19 protein-coding genes and 1 pseudogene are annotated in these 22,436 nt (G+C 65.5%); 4 read left to right on the forward strand and 16 right to left on the reverse strand.

The genetic code is table 11. The annotated features are described in order from the left end of the window. Positions 1–2 precede the first annotated feature (2 nt). The 16 genes from VGR99_RS13370 to VGR99_RS13445 form a co-directional block, all read right to left on the reverse strand. Positions 3–1,025 carry a xanthine dehydrogenase family protein molybdopterin-binding subunit gene (locus VGR99_RS13370; RefSeq protein WP_326898831.1) on the reverse strand — a complete coding sequence of 341 codons (1,023 nt, stop codon included), beginning with the start codon at positions 1,023–1,025 and terminating at the stop codon, positions 3–5. Then, positions 1,026–2,621, reverse strand: coding sequence for a xanthine dehydrogenase family protein molybdopterin-binding subunit (locus VGR99_RS13375; protein WP_326898832.1), 1,596 nt, complete (start codon positions 2,619–2,621; stop codon positions 1,026–1,028). A 12-nt stretch (positions 2,622–2,633) separates the two neighbouring features. Next, on the reverse strand, positions 2,634–3,110 hold the full coding sequence (locus VGR99_RS13380) for a (2Fe-2S)-binding protein (protein WP_326898833.1): 477 nt from the start codon (positions 3,108–3,110) through the stop codon (positions 2,634–2,636). A 6-nt stretch (positions 3,111–3,116) separates the two neighbouring features. Beyond that, the gene (locus tag VGR99_RS13385) at positions 3,117–3,935 is read right to left on the reverse strand and encodes an FAD binding domain-containing protein (RefSeq protein ID WP_326898834.1); all 819 of its coding nucleotides are present in this window, start codon (positions 3,933–3,935) and stop codon (positions 3,117–3,119) included. Further along, positions 3,936–4,379, reverse strand: a complete 444-nt coding sequence (locus tag VGR99_RS13390) for an SRPBCC family protein (protein ID WP_326898835.1) — start codon at positions 4,377–4,379, stop codon at positions 3,936–3,938. It abuts the gene before it with no gap. Positions 4,380–4,384: 5 nt separating this feature from the next. After that, positions 4,385–4,822, reverse strand: a complete 438-nt coding sequence (locus VGR99_RS13395; RefSeq protein ID WP_015686997.1) for an SRPBCC family protein — start codon at positions 4,820–4,822, stop codon at positions 4,385–4,387. 10 nt (positions 4,823–4,832) lie between these two features. After that, positions 4,833–7,733 (reverse strand): flotillin family protein, encoded by a 2,901-nt coding sequence (locus VGR99_RS13400; protein WP_326898836.1) that lies wholly within the window; start codon positions 7,731–7,733, stop codon positions 4,833–4,835. A 26-nt stretch (positions 7,734–7,759) separates the two neighbouring features. Next, positions 7,760–8,593 (reverse strand): phosphoenolpyruvate hydrolase family protein, encoded by an 834-nt coding sequence (locus VGR99_RS13405; RefSeq protein ID WP_326898837.1) that lies wholly within the window; start codon positions 8,591–8,593, stop codon positions 7,760–7,762. Positions 8,594–8,596: 3 nt separating this feature from the next. Then, the gene (locus VGR99_RS13410) at positions 8,597–10,813 is read right to left on the reverse strand and encodes an ABC transporter permease (RefSeq protein WP_326898838.1); all 2,217 of its coding nucleotides are present in this window, start codon (positions 10,811–10,813) and stop codon (positions 8,597–8,599) included. After that, the gene (locus tag VGR99_RS13415; RefSeq protein ID WP_326898839.1) at positions 10,806–11,588 is read right to left on the reverse strand and encodes an ABC transporter ATP-binding protein; all 783 of its coding nucleotides are present in this window, start codon (positions 11,586–11,588) and stop codon (positions 10,806–10,808) included. The genes VGR99_RS13410 and VGR99_RS13415 overlap by 8 nt, the downstream gene beginning before the upstream one ends. Next, positions 11,581–12,669, reverse strand: a complete 1,089-nt coding sequence (locus VGR99_RS13420; RefSeq protein WP_326898840.1) for a branched-chain amino acid ABC transporter permease — start codon at positions 12,667–12,669, stop codon at positions 11,581–11,583. Before VGR99_RS13420 ends, VGR99_RS13415 begins: the two co-directional genes overlap by 8 nt. Before the next feature lies 1 nt (position 12,670). Further along, positions 12,671–13,681, reverse strand: a complete 1,011-nt coding sequence (locus VGR99_RS13425) for a branched-chain amino acid ABC transporter permease (RefSeq protein ID WP_326898841.1) — start codon at positions 13,679–13,681, stop codon at positions 12,671–12,673. A gap of 202 nt (positions 13,682–13,883) precedes the next feature. Then, positions 13,884–14,711 (reverse strand): AraC family transcriptional regulator, encoded by an 828-nt coding sequence (locus tag VGR99_RS13430; protein ID WP_326898842.1) that lies wholly within the window; start codon positions 14,709–14,711, stop codon positions 13,884–13,886. Between the two features lie 130 nt (positions 14,712–14,841). Beyond that, positions 14,842–16,092: an ABC transporter substrate-binding protein gene (locus VGR99_RS13435; protein ID WP_326898843.1), complete on the reverse strand. Its 1,251-nt coding sequence runs from the start codon at positions 16,090–16,092 to the stop codon at positions 14,842–14,844. Positions 16,093–17,138: 1,046 nt separating this feature from the next. Then, positions 17,139–17,342 (reverse strand): (2Fe-2S)-binding protein, encoded by a 204-nt coding sequence (locus VGR99_RS13440; RefSeq protein WP_326898844.1) that lies wholly within the window; start codon positions 17,340–17,342, stop codon positions 17,139–17,141. A 68-nt stretch (positions 17,343–17,410) separates the two neighbouring features. After that, complete coding sequence (locus VGR99_RS13445; protein ID WP_326898845.1) at positions 17,411–18,268, reverse strand: xanthine dehydrogenase; 858 nt, start codon at positions 18,266–18,268, stop codon at positions 17,411–17,413. A 319-nt stretch (positions 18,269–18,587) separates the two neighbouring features. Here VGR99_RS13445 and VGR99_RS13450 point away from each other — a divergent pair, with 319 nt between their 5' ends. The 4 genes and pseudogenes from VGR99_RS13450 to VGR99_RS13465 form a co-directional block, all read left to right on the forward strand. After that, positions 18,588–19,427, forward strand: coding sequence for an SDR family oxidoreductase (locus tag VGR99_RS13450; RefSeq protein ID WP_326898846.1), 840 nt, complete (start codon positions 18,588–18,590; stop codon positions 19,425–19,427). A gap of 255 nt (positions 19,428–19,682) precedes the next feature. Continuing rightward, on the forward strand, positions 19,683–21,419 hold the full coding sequence (nifA, locus tag VGR99_RS13455) for a nif-specific transcriptional activator NifA (RefSeq protein ID WP_326898847.1): 1,737 nt from the start codon (positions 19,683–19,685) through the stop codon (positions 21,417–21,419). Positions 21,420–21,563: 144 nt separating this feature from the next. Further along, positions 21,564–21,758, forward strand: a complete 195-nt coding sequence (locus VGR99_RS13460; protein ID WP_092184483.1) for a 4Fe-4S dicluster domain-containing protein — start codon at positions 21,564–21,566, stop codon at positions 21,756–21,758. Positions 21,759–21,810: 52 nt separating this feature from the next. Continuing rightward, positions 21,811–22,436, forward strand: a pseudogene (locus VGR99_RS13465) (Fe-S cluster assembly protein SufB); the annotation flags it as partial.

Raw genomic sequence — 22,436 nt, forward strand, 5'->3', positions numbered from 1 at the left:
CTCTAGCGCCGCGCCTGTGGCCGCGCGCCGCCCTGGGCTTTTATCGCGCGCAAGACCTTTTCCGGGGTGATCGGCAGATCGTCGATGCGCACGCCAACCGCATTGAAGATCGCGTTCGCAACGGCGGGCAGCACCGGGTTCGCGCACATCTCGCCGGGACCCTTCGCGCCGAACGGGCCATCAGGAGCAGGGCGCTCCAGCACGGCGATATCGTGCGGGCAGATGTCGCCGGGGCCGGGCATCAGATATTCGACGAAGTCGCGCGGGCCATGAACGGGCTCGGGATAGTACGGCTCCGGCGTCTCGTAGAGCGCGTGGCTGACGCCCATCCAGGCGCCGCCGACGAGCTGCTGCTCGACCAGGCGCGGATTGAGCGCGCGGCCGAGCTCGTAGGCCGAATCCATCCGCACCATCGCGACCTCGCCGGTCTCGTCATCGACATCGACCTCGGCGACGAGACAGGCATGGGCGTAGCAGGTGGCCGGCGACATCTCGCCGGTCTCCGGATCGACATTGGAAAGCGGCACCAGAAAGATGCCGCGGCCGGAAATGGTCTTGCCCTGCTTGAACTGCGCGGCGATCGCGACGTCCTTGGTCGAGATCGAACGGTGCGGGGCGCCCTTGACGTGGATGTTGCCGCGTCCGTCTGTGTCGAGATCGGCGGCGTTGACCTCCAGCTCCTCGGCCGCGGCTTCCATCATCACGCCACGCGCCTCGCGGGCGGCGGCCATCACGGCATTGCCGACGCGGTGGGTGCCGCGCGAGGCAAACGAGCCCATGCAGTGCGGGCCGGTGTCGGAGTCTGCCGTATCGACATAGACGTCCTCGACCGGGACGCCGAGCGTCTCCGCGCAGATCTGGCGCGTCACCGACTTCATGCCCTGGCCGAGGTCGATGGACGACAGCGCCACCGTGAACTTGCCACTCGGGTTGGAATGCACCAGCGCCTGGCTGGGGTCACCGCCGAGATTCATGCCGATGGGATAGTTGATCGACGCGATGCCGCGTCCGCGATGCCTGGCCATCTAGCGCCTCCTGGTGCCGAAGACGGAGGAGAAACGGGTTGCGCCATGCGAGGGGGCGGCCGGCCGCGGCGAGGGCGGCGGCGGAGCGGGTGGTGGCGGCTCGCGCGGCGGTTCGCGGGTGACGGTGGGCGGAAGCCGGTCATAGCTCGTGCGCTGCTGGACCGGGGTGGTCGGCCTCGCGCGCGACGAGTTCGTCGGCGTCGGCGGGATCACGGCGCGGCTGCCGCCGCCGTCCTTGCGTGACGACGCTCGCTTGAACTCCTCGCGCAGCGGCCATTTGGCTTTCTCGGCCGCGACCTGGACACACTCGATCAGCGCCGTGTTCTTGGCCTCGCGACGGTGCGCTTTCATGTCGCCGTCACGATAGGCGTTCAGGATCCTGAACTCCATCGGGTCCATGTTGATCAGATGCGCCAGCTTGTCCATCTGGCACTCGATCGCAAAGTCCATCGCAGTGACGCCGAAGCCGCGCATGGCAGTGGCCGGCGTACGGTTGGTGAAGACGCAATAGACGTCGCCATAGACGTTGGGGATGGTGTAGGGCCCCGGCAAATGCGCGGCGCATTTCACCGCCGCGTAGCTGGACAGCCGCGTATAGGCGCCACTGTCGAAATAGGCGCGGATCTTGCGCGCGACGACACGGCCATCGCGCATCACGCCGTCCTTGATGTAGATGCGCTCGGCACCGCGCGGAGGACCGTATTGCATTTCCTCTTCGCGTCCGAACACGTAGCGCACGGGCCGTCCGGTCAGCATCGCGCCGAGGATGGCGAGCGGCTCGGTCAGCGTATCCACCTTGCCGCCAAAGCCGCCGCCGACGGTGCCGCCGATGAAGTGAAAGGTGTTGGAGGGCACGTCCAAAATCTTGGCGCAGGTGTCGACCGAGAAGAACAGCGCCTGCGTTGAGGTGTAGACGACATAGCGGCCGTTGGTGTCGGGCGCCGCGATCGCGCCGTTGGTCTCGGTGGGCGCGTGCTCGATTGGCGACATCTGATAGCGCTGCTCCAGCACGTGATCGGCAGTCGCCAGCGCCGCGTCGGCATCGCCGAAGCGAAGCCTCTGGTGATCGTAGGTCTCGTGATAGGTGAACGTGTTCTTCGGATAGGTCTCGTTGACAACGGGCGCGCCGGGCTTCAGCGCCTCCTCGACGTCGAAGACCGCCGGCAGCGGCTCGTAGTCGACCTTGACTTTCGCGACTGCCTCGAAGGCCTCGCGCTCGCTGTCAGCGACGATCGCGACGATCGGCTCGCCTTTGTAGCGGACCTTGTCGACGGCCAGCGACGGCTCGTCGTCCTTGCCGAAATTGATCAGGCTGAGAAGCGTGTTGAGATTGACCGGCACATCGGCGCCGCGGATGATCCGGCGCACGCCCGCGGAACGCTCGGCCTCGGTGGTGTCGATCCGGCGAATCCGGGCATGGGCCTGTGTCGAGCGCACCACCTTCAGATGCAGCATGCCCTGCGGCTTGTGGTCGTTGAAGTAACTGGACGTGCCCGTGACGTGGCCGAGCATGTCCTGGCGCTGGGTGCCCTTGCCGATTTCCTTGAGATTATCGTCGCGTTCGTCGGCGAAGATGTCCTTGCGCAGTTCCAGCATGGTCGCGTTCCCTTACGCGCTGACCCGGCCGCCGGCGGCGGCGAGGATGGCATTGATGATGGGCTCGTAGCCGGTGCAACGGCAGATGTTGCCGGAGATGGCCTCGATGACCTCGTCACGGCTCGGGGCGGGATTGCGGTCGAGCAGGGCCTTTGCGGCCATCAGCATGCCCGGCGTACAATAGCCGCACTGGGCCGCAAAATTGTCGGCAAAGGCGCGCTGCAGCGGATGCAGGTTGGGGCCCTGCTTCATGCCGTCGAGGGTCTCGACGGAGCGGCCGGCGACCGTCTCGGCCAGCGTCAGGCAGGACAGGTGAAGCTCGCCGTCAATCAGCACGCTGCAGGTGCCGCAGCCGCCCTGGCCGCAGCCGAATTTCGGCGTCATGTCGCCGATCAGCTCGCGGAGCGCGACGAGGAGATTGGTGCCGCCGTCGACGAAGATGGCGACGTCGCGGCCGTTGTGGCGAAATTGCAGGGGGATCTTGGACATGGGGCTCTATTCCTGTCCCGACAGCAGGCGTCGCAGATGCACGCCGACGATCTCGCGGCGATACCACGCGCTGCCGAGCGCGTTGTCGGAGGGCGATGTTCCTTCAGTTGCGGCAGAAGCAGCCGCCGCGATGGTCGCCGCATCCAGCGAGCGGCCCTCCAGCGCCCGCTCGGCGGCGCGGGCGCGGATCTGCGTCGGCGCCATCGAGCCCAGCGCGATGCGCGCGCCCGCGATCCGGCCGCCGGAGATCGGCAGATGCGCCGCGAGCGTGATGACCGAGCCGCCCTTCGGCTTGATGCGTGCGATCTTGCGATAGCGAAATGCATCGGAGCTGGCCGGGCGGGTGCACGAGATTGACAGAACCAACGTGCCGGCCTGGCGGTCACGGGCCTGCAAAAACTCGTCGATCGGGATGTCCCGCGAGCCAAAGCCGCCTTGCACGGCGACGGTGGCATCGAGCGCCAGCAGTGCGACGGTGAAATCGCCGTAGGGATTCGGAGCGAAGAGATTGCCGCCGACTGTTCCCATGTTGCGCACCGCTGGGCCGCCGATCGAACGAGCAGGGGCGTGGAGGAAGCCGAGGTCACGCTCGGCGAGGACGCGCGCGAAGGTGACGCCGGCGCCGAGTGTGATGCGCGGGCCGGAGGCGTCGATCCGGGTCAGCGCCTGGTCCTGGGCGCGGACCACGGTCGAGATCGAGACGTCGCCCTCGTTCAGCGCCCGCATCACCAGCGTACCGCCGCCGAGATAGCGCGCGGTGCGGTCCGAGGATAGCGCCCCGGCCGCCTCGCTGGCGCTGGCAAAAGTCTTCACTGTCACGGCCATCTAGGCGGCCTCCTTCAGATGCCGGCGGATTGCTTCGAAACCGGCCTGGTAAATGTCTTCGGCGACCATGTGGGTGATGCGGTCGCGATCCTCGGGCCTGGTGGTGAAACGGGATTCCCAATGCCAGAACGTGCGATCGCCATCGGTGACCGGCAGCAGGCGGACATGGGCGACGTAGTTGAACATCGGGATCGGGGTATCGAGCAGGCAGTAGCTGAAGCTCTGCTCGAGATCGCACAGCGCCAGCAATTGCTCGCGCAGCTCGGCGCCGTCCTTCAGCTTGAACCGCCTGATGCAGCCGATCTTGTCGGAGGCGTGCGCGCGCTCGATTGACGAGGTCGCGACCGCCGGGTGCCAGCGGTCATGCCCGTTGAAATCGCGCAGCATGGCCCACGCCGCATCGGTCGGCGCGTCCAGGATCGTGCTTTTGACGATATGGGGCACCAGCGTCAGCCTCCGAACACACGCTTGAGGGCGTCGAACCCGCCCTGGAACACGCCGCCGCCGATGTTTCCGACCAGCTCGGTCTCGCGCTCCGGCGCGCAGTCGAACTCGGCGGTCCATTCCACGAAGGTCTGGTCGCCGTCGGTGACGGGCGTCAGCCGCAAGGTTGCGACGTAGTTCTCGACGCCCATCGGGGATTCCAGGATCGAGTAGGTGCAGAACATGTCGTAGTCGGAGAGGCCCAGCAGCTTTTCGCGGATGCGGTCGCCGTTGCGCAGGCGAAAGTCGCGCACACAGCCGATCTTGTCGGAGGGCTCGCCGCCCTCGATGCGGCTTTCGGCGATCGCGGGGTGCCAGTTCGGCAGGCCGTTGAAATCGCGCACCCGCGCCCAGACGCGATCATTGCGCGCATTGACGACGGTGGAGACGTAGACGCGGGGCATGGGGCAGACCTCAGCTCTTCTTTCGTGGACCGCGCTCGGCCGGTGGTTCGCCGCCGCCCTCAGCTGCCGGCGGAGAGGCAGCCGGCTTGTCACCACCGCCCTTGCGCGCGGAATCCTTGATGCCTTGCATGTCGCGGGCTTCGCGGATCAGGCCGGGCATCTTCGCGAGGCTGCCGCCCTCGACGCCGATGTCGGAGAGGATGGAGTCGATCAGCGGCGCCTGCACGCGATAGCGCAGCGCCGAGTCGATCACCTCGTCGGTGGCGCTGCGGCCGCCATTGCCCCCATGGCCGTTGCCGTTGAGGCCGTCGACCTGGAGGATGCGAATGCCCTCGATCTTCTCCATCGGCTTGACGCTCTCGCGCACGATGCCCTCGATGCGGTCGAGCAGTTTTCTGCGGAACAGCGAGTAGCGGGCCTGGTCGGTGAGCACGTTCTCGGCCTCGTTGAGCATCCGCTGCGCTTCGGCCTCGACGGCGGCGCGCACACGTTCTGCCTCGGCGGCAATCCGCGTCTCCTCGGCCTGCTTCTCGGCAATCATGACTTCGACGGTCTTGCGGCGCTTGGCGATCTCGCTTTCGCGGGCCGTGATGACGCGCTCGGTCGCCTCAGTGGCCCGCATCCGCGCTTCTTCTGCCATCGCCTTGGCCGCGGACTCCTCCAGCGATTTCTGGTGAATGGCGATCGCCTTCTCCATCAGGACGGTCTCGACCTCCTTCTCGCGATTGACCTCGAGCTTGCGCAGCTCGCGCTCGCGGCCGATGCGGGCCTCGTCCAGGCCGCGGTCGGATGCGATGCGCGCGCGTTCGACTTCCTCGCGCGAAGCGATCTCGGCTTCCTGCAGCGACTGGACGCGGGCGACCTCGAGCTGCTCGATTGCGCGGCGGCGTTCGAGCCGGGCCGCTTCCAGCGCCTGCTCGCGCGAGACGTCGGTGGTCTCGACCTCCTTGCGGGCGACGATCTCGGCCTGCCTGACCTGGCGGTCGGCGTCGATCCGCTCGGACTTCTTGGCGGAGAGCGCGATGACGCGGTCCTCATCGGCGATCTCGATCGCCTTCTTCTGCTCGATATTGAGCACCTCGCGCTTCTTGGACGAGTTGATCCGTTCGGCCTCCAGCGCGAGATCGACGGTGATGCGCTGGCGTTCGATGGCGTCGCGCCGCTTCAGCTCGGCGGCCTCCAGAATGCCGGTCCGCTCGATCTCCAGCGAGCGGGTATCGCGCTCGGCCTGGATGCGTTCGGCCGCGACCGCCTTCTCCTGCGCGATGCGGGCGGCCTCGATCGCTTCGCGGGAGGCGATGTCGGCTTCCTCGACGGCGCGGTTGCGGGCGATCTCCAGCGAACGGACGCGTTCTTCCTGGGCGATGCGCGAGGCCTCGGTGGTCTCGCGCGCGGCAATTCCGGCGACTTCGAGGGTCTGGTTGCGCTCGATCTCCAGCTGCCGCGTATTCTGCTCAGCCGCGATGCGTTCGGCGGCAAGCGTCCGTTCGCGGGCGATCCGGGCGGCCTCGACGGCGCGTTGCGCCTCGATCTCGGCCTCCTGGATGGTTCGGACCTGCTGGATCTCCAGCGCGCGGGTGCGCTCATCGGAGGAGATGCGCTCGACATTGACGATCAACGTCTGGGCGATGCGGGCCTTTTCGGTGGCTTCGCGCGCGGCGATCTCGGCTTCGTCGACGGCGCGGGTGCGCTCGATCTCGCGGCGGCGCGTCTCTTCTTCATTGGCGATACGGGCGTCGGTGACGACGCGGTCCTGCTGGATGCGGGCCTTCTCGATGGCCTCGCGGGCCGCGATCTCGGCTTCCTCGACGGTACGCATCCGCTCGATTTCGCGCTGGCGGACCTCGCGTTCGGATGCGATCCGCGTCGTGTCGATCGAGCGCTGGTTGGCGATCCGGGTCTTCTCGATCTCCTCGCGCGCCAGCAGCTCCTTCTCCTCGATGGTGCGGGTGCGCTCGATCTCCTTCTGGCGGGTCTCGCGCTCGGATGCGATGCGCGCCTCCGCGATCGCCTGCTCATTGGCGATCCGCGAGCGCTCGATGGCCTCGCGCGCCGAGATCTGGGCCTGCTCGGCCTCGGTCTCGCGCAGCGCGCGCTCGCGGGCGACTTCCGTGCGCTGCAGCGCGCGGCGCATCTCGATGTCGCGTTCCTGCTCCAGCCGCGCGGTCTCGCTCTCGCGCTCGATTTCGAGCGCCTGCCGCTCGGCTTCGAGATTGCGGGTGCGGATCTTGATCATCGAGTCCTGCTCGATGTCGTTGCGCAGCTTGCGCCTCGCCTCGATGTCCTGCATCAGCTGGGTCAAGCCCTCGGCGTCAAAGCGGTTCGAGGGGTTGAAGAATTCGAGGTCGGTCTGGTCGAGATCGGTGATGGCGACGGATTCGAGCTCGAGGCCGTTCTGGGCGAGGGCTTCGGCCGCATTGGTCTTGACACGCACGACATAGTCGCCGCGGCGCTCATGCATTTCCTCCATGGTCATTTCGGAGGCGACGGAGCGGATCGCCGAGATGAACTTGCCGGCCAGCAGTGCGTGCAACTGTTCCGGCTCCATGGTGCGGCGGCCCAGGGTGGCGGCCGCGATCGAGACGGCCTCGCGGGTCGGCTGCACGCGCACATAGAAGTCGGCTTCGATGTCGACGCGCATGCGATCGCGGGTGATGACGGCGTCCTGCCGCGAACGCACGATGCCCATCGGCAGCACGTTCATGTTGACGGGGGTGTAGGCGTGGATGAACGGCAGCACGAAAGCGCCGCCGTTGATCACCACCCGCTCGCCGAGGAAGCCGGTCCGGACGAACGACACCTCCTTTGAGGAGCGGTGGTAGAGCCAGTTGACGATGTACACGCCAACGACGATCACGATGATCGCGACGATCAGCCAGAGGATGAGCTCGCCGACCAGGATCCCTGACATGTTTCCCTCCCTCAATCTTACAGGCGTTATCGTGCGCCGATCGCCTTGAATTTGCGTACCTGTTCCGTCAACGCCCGCTCGACCGGCAGCCGCTCCATCGAGGACGCCCCGTAGAAGCCGTGGCAGTAGCGGGTGTTCTTCATGACGAAGTCTGCATCGGCGGGGTCCGCGATCGGGCCGCCATGGGCGAGCACGAGAATGTCGGGATTGACGCTGAGCGCCGCCGAGGCCCAGGTGTCGATGCGCGCCGGGCAATCCTTCAGTTTTGGCGCGGTCTGGGCGCCGATTGTGCCGCCGGTGGTGAGTCCGAGATGGCAGACGATGATGTCGGCGCCGGCGATCGCCATCGCGGCCGCCTCCTTCTCGCTGAAGACGTAGGGCGTCGTCAGCAAATCCTTCTCGCGTGCCTTGGCGATCATGTCGATCTCCAGCGCGTAGGACATGCCGGTCTCTTCGAGATTGGCCCGGAACACGCCGTCGATCAGGCCGACGGTCGGAAAGTTCTGCACCCCGGCGAAGCCGAGCGCCTTGAGCTGGTCGAGGAACACGTCCATGTCGCGGAACGGATCTGTGCCGTTGACGCCGGCGAGCACGGGCGTCTTGCTGACCACAGGCAAGACTTCGCCCGCCATCTCGAGTACGATGGCGTTTGCGTCGCCATAGGGCATCAGGCCCGCGAGCGAGCCGCGGCCGGCCATGCGGTAGCGGCCGGAATTGTAAATGACGATGAGATCGACACCGCCGGCTTCCTCGCACTTGGCCGACAGGCCGGTGCCGGCGCCACCGCCGACAATGGGCTCGCCGCGCTTCGCCATCTCGCGAAACCGCTTCAGGAGGGTAGCGCGTTCAAACCGGGCCATCGGTCACCTCGCTAGTCTCCGGCGCGCCCCGGCGCGGCCGAACAGCGTTCGGAACGCGCTTACAATGGTCGAGGCGAACTCGGGATCGTTGATGTTCTGCTTGACGCGGATCAGTTGGCGGTTGCCGGTCGCGCGCACCGTGCGCTCCAGCGCGCGGAACAGGGCGGCATCGGCATCGGGGTCCCAGAACGGCTGGCCGCGGGCATCGAGGGCGGAGACACCGCCCTCGGGCATGAAGAATCGCACCGGCCCGTCCATCTGGTTGAGCCGCTCGCCGATCCAGCGGCCCATGCGCTCGTTTTCCTCGGCCGTGGTCCGCATCAACGTGACCTGCGGATTGTGGACGTGGAATTTGCGACCGCGATAACGCTCGGGGATGGTGTCGGGCGCGCCGAAATTGACCATGTCGAGCGCGCCGACCGAGCCGATATAGGGCACGCGGGTACGGATGATCGCGCCGAAGCGGTCGTCGGTGGCCGGGAATACGCCGCCCATCAGCAGATCGCAGATCTCGGTCGTGGTGAGATCGATGATTCCGGCGAGTTGGCCGGAGTCGACGAGCTTCTCCATCGAGCGGCCGCCGACGCCGGTGGCGTGGAAGACGAGGCATTCGAAATCATCGCGCAGATCGGCCGCGATCTTCTGCACCGCCGGCGTGGTGACGCCGAACATGGTGATGCCGACCGCCGGCAGCGCAGCGCTTGCGGCACGCCCATTGGCCCCGCGCTGGTCGAGGCGGGCCTTGACCATGCCGGCGATTGCGTTGGCGCCGTTCGACAGCACCGCGCGCGAGATCGAGTTGAGCCCCTGAACGTCGGTGACCGAGTACATCATGGTGATATCGGCGGGACCGACATAGGGCGCGACATCGCCCGAGGCGACGGAGGAGATGATCAGCTTAGGCACGCCGACGGGGAGGCTGCGCATGCCGGGCGCGACCAGCGAGGCGGCACCGGAGCCGCCGGCCGAGATGACGCCGGCTATGTTACCCTGGCGCTTGATCCAGTTGGCGAACGCATCGGCCATCGCGGTGACCGCAGCGCCGCGGTCGGGGCCGAACACCGCCGAGCCGCCGCGGCCGTGGTTCAGGGCGATCTCCTGCGCGGAGACATCGCAGGTCGCATGCTTGCCGCCAGTGGAGACATCGACCAGCCTGGTCCGGAGGCCGCTCTCCGCAATGATATCGCGGATGAAGCGGAGTTCGGTTCCCTTGGTGTCGAGCGTGCCGACGACCAGGACCACCGGTGGCCCGGAGGTCTGGGCCGTCATCGGCTCGCGCTTGCGCCGCGCGGTTTCGTCGAGGCGCGCGACCTGCGTCGACAATGTCCGCGCCGCCGCTTCGATCCGTCCGATCGGGACCGGCTGCGACCAGCGTGTCGGCGGCGTCGGGTTGGAGATGTAGATCCGGATCGGGCCGCTCGCGCGCGCGGGTTGCGGAGCCGGCTTTGCGTCACCGCCGGCCGCCGGCACATCAGGGTCGGGCTCGAGCTCGGCGTGCAGTCCGACGCCGAGCAGCCGCTGCTGGAGCTCGCGATCGGCGGCGAGCCGCACCGAATCGATGATGCGGTTGATGCGGCCGTTGACCATGATCGCGACATTGCGCGAGATCGCGGTGGCGACGCCGATGTTCTGCTCGATCACGAGCACGGACATGTCGCCGTCCTCGCCAAGCTGCAGCAGCATCTCTTCGACCTGGGCGACGATGACGGGCGCAAGCCCTTCGGTCGGCTCGTCCATGATCAGGAGATGCGGATTGGTCAGGAGTGCGCGCGAGATTGCGAGCATCTGCTGCTCGCCGCCGGAGAGCTGGCCGCCGCCATGATCCTTGCGCTCGGCGAGCCGCGGAAAGGTGTCGTAGATGCGCTCGACGGTCCAGGCGCCGGGCCGCATCCCGCCGGCCAGCCGCAGATGCTCGTCGACGCTGAGCGAGCGCCAGAGCCGGCGGCCCTGTGGCACATAGCCGACGCCGAGCCGCGCGATATGGGCCGGCGGCCGCCGGGTGATGTCTTCGCCGCGGACGCGGATCGAGCCGCCGCTGACCGGCACCAGGCCCATGATCGCCTTGCACAGCGTGGTCTTGCCCATGCCGTTGCGGCCGACGACGGAGAACACGCCGGCATCGAGCGTGAGGTCGACGCCTTGCAGCGCGTGCGAGTGGCCGTAATAGACATCGAGGCCGCGGACCTCGAGCGCTGCGGTAGAGCGGCGGACCTCACTCATGGCCGCCTCCGAGATAAAGTTCCTGCACCTCGGGGTCGGACTGGATTTCTTCCGGCAGACCTTCCTTGAAGATGCGGCCGTTGTGCATCATCGTCACGCTCTCGACGACGCGCAGCGCCACGTCCATGTCGTGCTCGATGATGATGTAGCCGATATGGGCCGGCAGCGAGGTCAGGATCTCGACCAGCTCGGCCCGCTCGGTCGGCGAGAGGCCGGCGGCGGGCTCGTCGAACAGCACGAAGCGCGGCGCACCGGCAAGCGCCAGCGCGATCTCGAGCTGGCGCTGCTGCCCGTGCGCGAGCTCGGCGACGCGATGGTCCTTCACGGCGGTGAGATGCACGGCCTGCACCAGACCGTCGGCCGCGTGCATCAGCGCGTCGTTCTGTCCGGGACGCAGGAACGAGAAGCGTCCGCGCGAGACGCCGCGGCAGGCGAGGTAGACATTGTCCTGGACGGTCAGCCCTGGAAACAGCGCGGAGATCTGATAGGTCCGCCTGAGCCCGCGGCGGATGCGCTCATAGGGCGGGAAGTGCGTGACGTCCTCGCCGAAGAAGCGGATCGTGCCGGAGGAGGGCGGGAAGTCGCCGGTGATGCAGTTGAACAGCGTGGTCTTGCCGGCGCCGTTGGAGCCGAGCACCGCGCGGCGTTCACCTGGGCGCACGGTTATGGTGACGTCGGTGAGCGCTGCCAGGGCGCCGAACAGCCGGGTGACTCCGCGCAGCTCGAGCGCTGCACCGGCACCGACGGCGGAGAGGCGCTGGGCGACGCTATCCATGGCCGCGCCCTCCGCCCGGACGATCCGCCTCGCGACGTTGGCTCTGACGCCAGCGTTGCCACAGGCCGATCACGCCGTCCGACGACCAGAACACGATGGCGAGGAAGCCGAGCCCGATCAGCAGGCGGAAGCGGTTGCCGTCGAGCCCGATCTTGACCAGGAAGTCGAGCGCGAAGGTGCGCAGGAGGACGAAGACTAGCGCGCCGATATAGGGCCCGATCGGCCGCGTGATGCCGCCGACGATGGCAATGATGAGGACGTCGATGCAGGCGCCGACGCTGACCGTGCCCGGTGAGATCTGGCGGTAGTTCCAGACCTGCAGCACGCCGGCGAGACCCGCGATGAAGGACGCCACCGCATAGGCCGCAACGCGGTGCGCATTGACGTTGAAGCCGAGTGCGGCCATGCGGCGCGGGTTGTCGCGCACGCCCTGGAGCGCGAGGCCGAACGGCGCGCGCGAGATGTAGTCGACCGCGAAATAGCAGAGCGCGGCGACCGCGAGCACGATGTAATAGAACGGAATGTCGGCGCGCCAGTTGACGCCCCAGAAATGCGGCGTCGAGACGTTATTGATGCCGGTGTGGCCGTTGAAGATCGCCCAGTTCTGGTTGGTGAAATAGTAGAACGCCGCGCCGATCGCCAGCGTGATCATGATGGTGTAGATGCCCTCGGTGCGCACCGCGAGCGCGCCGCCGAGCGTGCCGAAGATGGTCGCGAGCGCCAGTGCCATCGGCACCGCCAGCCACCACGGCCAGCCGAGGCTGATATTGGCGTTGCCGCTGACGCCGAACACCGCGACCATGTAAGCGCAGAAGCCCGCGATGGTGAGCTGCATCAGGCTGACCATGCCGCCATAGCCGGCCAGGAACATCAGGCTGAGGGCGATGGTGCCGAGGATGAGCGTGGTCGCGAAGATCTCGATCAGGAAGAAGCCGTTGGCGATCAGCGGCATGATCAGCAGGATGACCGCCACGATCCAGGCAGCGGGATTGTTGATGTCGGGCCAGCCGTGCACGGCCGGGCGCTGCGCTGTTGCGGCGGGGCTGCGGACCTGAATGCGAGCGTCGTGGGTGACCGACATGTCAGCGCCTCGCAAGCAGGCCCTGCGGCCGAAGCGCCAGCACCAGCACCATGATCAGGAACGTCACGACGATGGCGTAGGTCGGGATGTAGACCGAGCCGAGTTGCTCGGCGAGGCCGATGATCAGCGCGCCGAGCGCGGCACCGGGGATCGATCCCATGCCGCCGACGATTACGACGACGAGGGAGGCAAGCAGGAAGCGGATGTCCTCGCCGGGCGAGAGTGACTGGAAGGTGCCGCCGACCACGCCGGCGATTCCGGCAAGGCCGGCGCCGAGCGCGAAGACCAGCACGAAAACGATCTGGATGCGCACGCCCGTTGCAGCCAGGATGTCGCGATCGTCGACGCCGGCACGGATGATCATGCCGATCCGGGTGCGGTTGAGCGCGAGCCACATCGCGATGCCGATGATCGCCGAGGCCAGGAAGATCACGAGCCGCACCAGCGGATAGCGCAGATAAACCGGCTCGCCGGAAGATTTGATGGCCGTGAGCAGCGGCAGCTCGATCGGACCGACCAGCCAGCTCGGGGTCTGGATCTGATAGAAGTCGCCGCCGCAGGCCCACAGCATCAGGTCGGCAAACACGATCGAAAGCCCGATCGTGACCATGGTCTGGCGCAGATCCTGTCCCTCCATGCGGCGGAACACGAGGACCTGGAGCAGGACGCCGACCAGCGCGGTGAGGATAAAGGCAACAATGAACGACAGGATCCAGGAGCCGGTCGAGGCGCTGATGGCGTAGCCGACATAGCCGCCGAACAGGTAGAGCGAGCCATGCGCGAGGTTGACGTTGCGCATCAGGCCGAAGATCAGCGTGAAGCCGCTGGCGACGAGGAAATAGAGACCGCCAAGCGTGATGCCGTTGAAGAGGGCGTTGAGGAACACGCGCTTGCGGCCGATCGCCTCTTCGAGGCCGGGCGGCCACACCGCGAAGATCAGCCAGAGCGCGACCGCGACCGCGATGATGATGACCAACGCCCAGGCGGGATGGCGCTCGACAAAGCGGGTCATGATCGCCGCTCCGTCGTCACGTCATTCAAACCCTCTCCCTGCAAGCGAGGTGAGGGGGCACGCAGACCGTTGCCGGCCGCAAGCCCTGCCATGAACGTGCGCTCCCTATCGATCGCGAATCCTCGTGTCGGGATCGCGTTGCGCACATCCTAATAGGGCTGATGGGGGCGCATTTGATCGTGAGTATCTTTTCGCGCGCCCGTCAGCCGCGCAAAACCTTGGCCGCGCGGCGATAATCGGTCGGCGCCATTCCGACATTGGCGGCGAAGAAGCGGGTGAAACCGCTCTGCGAGGAGAAGCCGAGATCGAAGCCGATATCGGCGATGGGGGCTTCGCTCGTCACCAGTGCCTCCAGCGCCTGCTCCATCATCAGCGTGTTGAGATAGAGGTGCGGCGTGACGCCGGTCTGGGTGCGGAACAGCCTGTAGAAATGCGGTCGCGACAGGCCGGATTCGCGCGCGATGGTATCGAGCTCGATCTCGGCGCCGGGACTCTCCGACATCATCTTGATGCACTTGCGCACGCGAAAATCGGTGACGGAGCCGTTGGCGCGCGGATCGCGCGTGAGCTCGGCCTGCTGCCAGCTCTCGTCGTAGCAGACGTCGATCAGTCGTCTCAGTTCGCCATCGAGGCTATTGAGCGAAGGTGCACCGCACACAAGGGCTGCTGCGTGCCTGATCTGCTTGTCCAGCGCAACCGAGCGCGTGAACTGGGTTCGGCCGAAGCGCAGGCGATCGGCGCCAGGCGCATCGGGCGCGAACCACTCCGAGTTGACATAGAGCACGAAGAAGACGGCACCACCGTCGAGGTCGGACGGCAGGAAATTATGCGGTTCCCACGGATTGATCGCGACGACGGAGCCCTCGGTGAGCTCATAACGTCCGTCGTTGACATCGATGCATGCGGGACGGCCCCCGACATGGAAGATCAAATGACCTTCGCGATGCGCGTGGATGTTGAAAGGGCGGTTCAACTGATAAACCGTCGCCCGGCCGAAGCGGCCGTGGAAGACGGCGAGCGCCCGGCTCATGCCTTCCCTCCCAGAAGCTTTTGTCTTTTTTTGATAGCGTTCAACAACCGGGGAGAGAATGCAAGGGCGCACGTGTCGCGCTCTTGCAAATCTCTCCCCGGCCAGTCATGGCGTCGCTGATGCGACTACGTCAGTACTTCTTACATTCCGGTACTGTACGGCTCGGTAAACCGATTTTGGCGAACACCGCGGGATCGTAACCCAGCGTCTGGTTTACGTTCGGGATCACCTTCACGACCTTGGAGAACAGCGCGCCCTTGCCGTCGTCGACGACCTCGGTGACGAAGTTGGTGCCGATCGCCTGGCGGTTGGAGTCGAGCCTGATCTTGCCGTTGGGCGCGTCGAGCTCGATCTTCGCGAGCGCGGCCTTGTACTTGGACTGGTTGTCGCTGAGGTCGCCATTGACCTGACGCAGTGCGAGGATCAGCGCCATGGTCGAGCCGTAATAGTTGGTGGCGAGCAGCGACGGGCTCGGGAAGCGCTTGTTCGGCGGGAACGCATCCTGATAGTCCTTCACGAATTTCTGCCAGCCCGGATCCTCCCAGGTGTCGGCCTGGCCGCTCGCAGCCAGCGTGCCGACCAGCGCGCTCTTGGCATTGCCCTTGGACGACAGGATGGTCTGGTCGATCATGATCGAGCCGCCCATCAGATGCGCCTTGCCGCCGGCCTGCTGGTACTGGTTGAGGAAGTTGACGGCGTCGGCGCCGCCGAGGCCGAGATAGATCGCGTCGACATCGTCGGGCAGGGCGGCGATGACGGACGCAAAGTCCTTGGTGCCGAGCGGCACCCATTGCCGATTGGTGATCTGTCCGCCGGCGCCGCAGAACTCGAGCACGAGCCCGAACACCTGGGTGTAGATGAAGGAATAGTCCTCGCCGACGGTCGCGATCTTGCGATACTTCTTTTCGTCATAGGCGTATTTGCCGAGGCCGACCTGCCACTGCGCGCCGTCCATGTTGTAGCGGAAGAAGTTCGGCGCCGGATCGACATAGGTCGTTTCCTGGGCGCCGGAGGCGGCATTGATGAAGGTCAGCTCCGGATGGGTTTTCGCAAAGTTCTTGACCGCGATGCCCTCGTCGCCGGACAGCGGCGACAGCAGTATCTGCACCTTGTCCTGCTCGATCAGCTTTCGCACCGCGCGGACCGCCGAGTCCGGCGTCGCGTCGGTCGAGGCGATGATGAATTCGAGCTCCTTGTCGCCGACCTTCTTGCCGAGCACGTTGAGTGCCGTCTGGAAGCCGCGGATGCCATCCTCGCCGAGCACGGTGTAGGTGCCTTCGAGCGTCGCGGTGACGCCGACCTTGATCTTCTCCTGCGCGAATGCGGTGCCCGACAACAACAGGCTGCTCAACGCGATCAGTCCTAGACTGCCTTTCAACATTGCTCTCCTCCCTGGGGCGTTTGTGTCGCTGTTTTTCACCGCGCGCTCGCGCATCGCCGCGCGGTGCGGCGTTTTGGCAAGGCGTGCGGTTCAAGGCGTGCGGTTCTTGGGATGGAGGCTAACCGAACTCGGATGCAGCGCACGCGTCGGAGCCATCTGCGGCTTAACGGGCAGTCTCATTTTGAATGGTGCGTCGCAAATCGTTCCGCGGTGCAACAGGTGCGGCCGTATGCGTGCGGAACCTGCCGCCGTAGCCAAGCGCGTTACGCCGCGTCCGGCCTGTGTCGCCCTGCTGTCAACGCTGTCCGGCAAAAAGATTTCGCTTTACAAGAATTCGGATTTATCGTATTCGTCGCCCATCCCGGCTCGACCTGGAGGGGCGATCGTACGTCGTCACTGATCGAGAGCCGGGCTTGCGGTGGACGCGGCAGCGTCGGCACGAGATGGTGCGGGCAGGGCGGGTAGTCCCTGTGAGCTCGAAACCGCGTGTGGATGAGCGGCGCTGAAGGTTCGTCTCGCCAATATTTTCCCGGCAACGTCGACAGCGCCGGGAAACCCTGTGGCGTCGGGCGAATGCGCGTACGGCAAAACCGTGTGGTCCTGGCCGTCGTTGCTACGGTCAAGCCTGTCGTGGAGGTGTCAGCGAGCCCAACCGGGCGGACGGCATCGTCAATCTGCGAGGCGAGGGAGGCCAGAGGGAATTCGGCTCCCGGGAGAGCACGGCATAAGCCGTCAAACCACTGCGCAGGGAAGGCCGAGTGATTGGCTACACCTGTATGCTGCTGTGCGGTTTTCCTGCGCCACACTTTCGCGCAGCGGACCGCGGGTGCCAGCCGGCACCCGGCCTTCCCTGCGCCCTCTTGGTCAAGAGGGTGGAGTGACCAGGCAAAGCTCGGGCGAACTGCGCCGCGAGGCTGCGGACGTGTGTCTACCTATTGAACTGCGTGCTGGAGATGGCGATGTCGCCGGGTCGTTGGGAGCCTATAGCGAGCGGCCGTTCGGCAGGATGCGGCACACAGGGCACGATTGGATCGTGTCTGACGGCACTAATTCTGCTTGAATGAACAGTTCGGGATGACCGATGAGCACTCATCGAGGACACGTTTGACGGAGCGGGAGCACTGGCCGCACCGCACGATGCAGCCCAGGCAGTCGTAGACCTGCGCGGTCGAGGAGAGCCTTGCCTCCGTGGACGTGACGATGTCCCTGATGGCGCGATCACTGATGACGTTGCAGGAGCATATGATCATGAGAGAAGCGCCGGATGTTGCTTGGAGTTGGATGGGTTGCGATGACAGGCGCCTATTGGTGCAAATCTTCAGATGCGATGGCCCGCCAGGGAGTGGATCGCCGGCGTGTCTTTCGTTGCGGCAGCATGCGAGCCGACCGCCATCTGCACGGCTCGTGCAATTGACCGGCCGCGCTCGTCGGTGCCGGTCCATTGGGCATGGCGCCCGCGCGGATCGATTTCTAGCAGCTTGACGCCGGCCGGGATCTCGCTGCCGTCACGCACGATGCCGCGCAAAATGCCGTCGCGCGGCGCGAGTACGGGGATGCCGGAGAGATGGCCGAGCACGAGACCCTTGTAGACGCGGGTGCCGATCTCGACAGGCGTGCGCCAGCGGCCGGCGAGCTGAGAGTAGACAAAACGTTCCGCTCCGACATTGCCAAGCGAGCTCGCAACGCCGTCGGCGGTGTCGGTCCAGCTCCGGTCGGCGGCGAGGCCGATCTTTCCCGGTCGGGTCTCGACGGCCACGTCGCAATTGAAGCTCGAGGAGAAGCCGGGGCCCAATCCGATGCTCAGGCGAGCCAGCCGCCGCAGGTCGGGCGTAACCCGTCGCTTCTGCAGGCGCGCATCGATCAGCAAGTCGATGTGACGAACCGGAAGCAGGTCGAGCAGGCCGAGCCAGGTGACCATGATCTGCGGCGGCCGGCTGAGGGCCCGATAGACCTGCATGCCGTCGTCCACGCGCTCCGCGACGACGTCCTCGAGCTGCGCGGTGTCGGTGTAGAGCGCGTCGTGAAAGGCCATCTTGCGCCGGATCACCGGCGGATCCGGATCATGCGATAGCACCACGCAATATCCGGCGCGCATCAGCTGGATGCCGATCGCGGATGCGATCTCGTTGGTGCCGAGGATGACGGCGAAGAGTCGATGGTCGTTCGGCTGGGGCATTTGAAACCACATTGCAGAATCGGGTGCAGCAGGGCGCGATCAGGTTTGGAACAGGGGGAGAGCAAGAGCCGGGCCATTTGGAACGATTGAAAAACAGCTCTCAACTGCCGGTCAGCGCTGAGAAAGATGCGACGCGCATCGATGGACCGACCTGGTCCGGAAGCCAACGCGGCGATGTTGCGAACCTTGCAATGTGTCGCGAAGCCGACATTCACCGGCGAAAACCGCAGCGATTGAGCTGCCGCGCGTGGCCCAAATCCTGCAAAGTTGCGCCTATGGTCATTGTCAGGCGTCCGGTCGGATGCGGCGAGGAGCTCAGGTGACGCTCGATCTTCTGGATCGCGACGGTGTGACGGCCGGTAGGTCGGCAGGCGATGTCGCGCTGTGCCCGTTTCACGGCGACAAGTCGCATGCGCAACGCGGCGAGCGAAAGACGCTGGTGCTGACCGGCGCTTCGCGCGGCATTGGTCATGCGACGGGAAAGCTGTTTTCCGAAGCCGGGTGGCGGATTATCACCTGTTCCCGGCAGCCGTTCGACGGTGATCGATGTCCCTGGGATTCGGGGACTGATAACCATGTGCAGATCGAGTTGAGCGACCATCGCGCGCTGCCGCGCGCGGTCGCTGAAATCAAGGAGAGGCTCGATGGCGGGCCGCTGCATGCGCTGATCAACAATGCCGGCATTTCGCCGAAGGCCGCGGACGGCTCAAGGTTGAACTCGCTGACGACGCCGGTTGAGACCTGGATGAGCGTGTTCCATGTCAACTTGCTCGCGCCGGTGCTGTTCGCGCAAGGTCTGGTCGACGAGCTGAAGCGCGCCGCAGGCTCGATCGTCAACGTCACCTCGATCGTGGGTTCACGGGTGCATCCCTTCGCTGGAACCGCTTACGCGACGTCGAAAGCCGCCCTTACATGCCTCACCCGGGAGATGGCGCACGACTATGCGCCGTTCGGAATTCGCGTCAACGCGATCGCGCCCGGCGAGATCAAGACCGACATCCTGTCGCCGGAGACCGAAGCGCAGCTCGCGCCGATCATCCCGTTGCATCGCGTGGGCACGCCGGACGAGGTCGCCAAGGTGATCTTCTTCCTGTGCTCGGATGCGGCGAGCTACGTCACGGGGGCGGAGGTGCCGATCAACGGGGGGCAGCACGTGTGACCGGGCGGCCGCCTGCGGGTCGCGGAGAAGTTTTGTGAATTTGCGCTGGATCAATGCGGAGATCGCGATCTTGAGCATGTCACGCAAATCGACGGTAAATTCCGTGAATCGGATGACAAAGCGTGCAGGTGCGACGGAATCTTTTTGCAGCAATGCCGACAAGTTGAGCGCGACTCTGGATACGACATGAATGAGAATAAGACAAATTCCAGAGAATGCGGCCGGGAGGATGTCACAGGCAACGGAGATTCCGTCATGCTGAATGCTGCTCCCTCGGTTGAACGAGACAAGGCCGATCAGACCGCGCCGATCGTGCCGCTGAACGAGATCGCGCTGACCGGCATCTTCGAGATTTCCAAGATCCTGACGGCGCCGACTCGGCTGGAGACGACGCTTGCCAACGTCGTCAACCTCCTGCAATCGTTCCTCCAGATGCGTCACGGCATCGTCGCGCTGCTCTCCGACGACGGCGTTCCGGACCTGGCGGTGGGCGCGGGCTGGAGCGAGGGCAGTGACGAGCGCTATCGCGGTCGCTTGCCGCAGCGGGCCATCGACCAGATCGTCGCGACCGCGATGCCGCTGGTCGCGGAGAACGTCGCGACCCATCCCGCCTTCAGCCCGGCGGACGTGGAGAGCCTCGGCGCCTCGGAGACGACGCGGGTGTCGTTCATCGGCGTGCCGATCCGGATCGACGCCAGGGTGGTCGGGACGCTGACGATCGACAGGGTCTGGGACGAGCGGCCGCTGTACCGGCTCGATTCCGACGTCCGCCTGCTGACGATGATTGCCAATCTGGTCGGCCAGACCGTCAAGCTGCACCGCGTCGTCGCGCAGGATCGCGAGCGGCTGATGCACGAGAGCTATCGCCTTCAGAAGGAATTATCCGAGCTCAAGCCGTCGCGGGATCGCCGCAGGGTTCAGGTCGAGGGGATCATCGGCGACAGTCCGGCGTTGAGAGGGCTGCTCGAAAAGATCGCGGTTGTGGCCAAATCGAACTCGACGGTGCTGCTGCGCGGCGAATCCGGCACAGGCAAGGAGCTGATCGCGAAGGCCATTCACGAGCTGTCGCCGCGGGCCAAGCGCCCGTTCATCAAGATCAATTGCGCCGCGTTGCCGGAATCGGTGCTGGAGTCCGAACTGTTCGGCCACGAGAAGGGCGCCTTCACGGGGGCGCTCAATTCCCGCAAGGGCCGGTTCGAGCTCGCCGACAAGGGCACCCTGTTTCTGGACGAGATCGGCGAGATCTCGGCATCGTTCCAGGCCAAGCTTCTGCGGGTGCTTCAGGAACAGGAGTTCGAGCGCGTTGGCGGCAACCAGACCATCAAGGTCGATGTGCGCGTCATCGCCGCGACCAACCGCAATCTGGAAGAGGCGGTCGCGCGCAATGAATTCCGGGCCGACCTCTATTACCGTATCAGCGTCGTGCCGATGATGTTGCCGCCGCTGCGGGAACGGCGCAGCGACATTCCGCTGTTGGCCAACGAATTCCTGAAGAACTTCAATAACGAGAACGGCCGCGCACTGAGCTTCGACCGGCACGCGATCGAGGTCCTGATGAGCTGCGGCTTCCCCGGCAACGTGCGCGAGCTCGAGAACTGCGTACAGCGCACGGCGACGCTCGCGCCGGGTCCCGAGATCGTCCGGAACGATTTCGCGTGCTGTCACAGCCAGTGCCTGTCCGCGATGTTGTGGAACGGCGGATCCGAGCTCGCACCGCAACGCTCCCTGCCGATCGTGCCGCTCTCCGTCCTTCCCGCCGCAGCCCCGCGCGTGGCCGCCGGCGCATCTCCGCCGGCCGTCGAGCCGGTGGCGCCAGGGTCGAACGTTGGCGCCGAGTCGCTGATGGGGAGCGTTGCTGACCGTGATCGCGTCATTGCGGCCATGGAAAAGTCCGGGTGGGTCCAGGCCAAGGCGGCGCGTCTGCTGGGCTTGACGCCGAGGCAAATCGGCTACGCGCTGAAGAAGTACGGCGTCGAGGTCAAGCGGCTCTGACGGCGACTGTCGCAGATGCGACATGCTGTCGGAGCCATGACAAAGGCTCAGCGCAAATAGTCGTTGAATTTCCAACTCTTCACGATTGGCACGGCGCTTGAAAGGAGATGTTCGACGGCATCACCTGCTCAAGGAGTCGAACACATGTCCTACAAGATCGTCGCCTCACAATGCACGGTTTGCGGCGCATGTGAGTTCGAGTGCCCGAACGCCGCGATCAGCCTCAAGCGCGACATGTACGTGATCGATCCGAAGAAGTGCACGGAGTGCGAAGGCCATTTCGACACGGCGCAGTGCGCGGTCGTCTGTCCGGTGCCCGACACCTGCATTCCGGCCTGAGGTCAAGCCGATGGTGCATGCTGTGAAATCTGCCTTGCGAACGGAGCGATAGATGGCTGCGGTCCAGGAGACGATCGAACGGGTCCGCGGGATTGACGTCGACCAATATCGTTATGGGTTTGAGACCCTGATCGACACCGAGAAGGCTCCCAAGGGGCTCTCGGAAGAGATCGTAAAGTTCATCTCACAGAAAAAGAACGAGCCCGCCTGGATGCTCCAGTGGCGGCTGGAAGCCTATCGGCGCTGGCTGACCATGACCGAGCCGACCTGGGCGCGCGTCGATTATCCCAAGATCGACTTCCAGGATCTCTATTACTACGCGGCGCCGAAGCCGAAGAAGACGGTCTCCTCGCTCGATGAGATCGATCCGGAGATTCTGAAGACCTACGAGAAGCTCGGCATTCCCCTGCGGGAAGTCGCCATGCTCGAAGGCGTCGAGCCCAAGCCCGGCGAGGAAGATCCGGCGCGCCGCAAGATCGCGGTCGACGCCGTGTTCGATTCGGTCTCGGTCGCGACCACGTTCAAGGCCGAGCTGAGGAAGGCCGGCGTGATCTTCATGCCGATCTCGGAAGCGATCCGCGAACACCCCGAACTGGTGCAGAAGTATCTCGGCTCGGTGGTTCCGACGTCGGACAATTTCTACGCGACGCTGAACTCGGCGGTGTTCTCCGACGGCTC

Origin of the sequence: Bradyrhizobium sp. (genome assembly GCF_035935975.1) — a bacterium.
Taxonomy (GTDB): domain Bacteria; phylum Pseudomonadota; class Alphaproteobacteria; order Rhizobiales; family Xanthobacteraceae; genus Bradyrhizobium.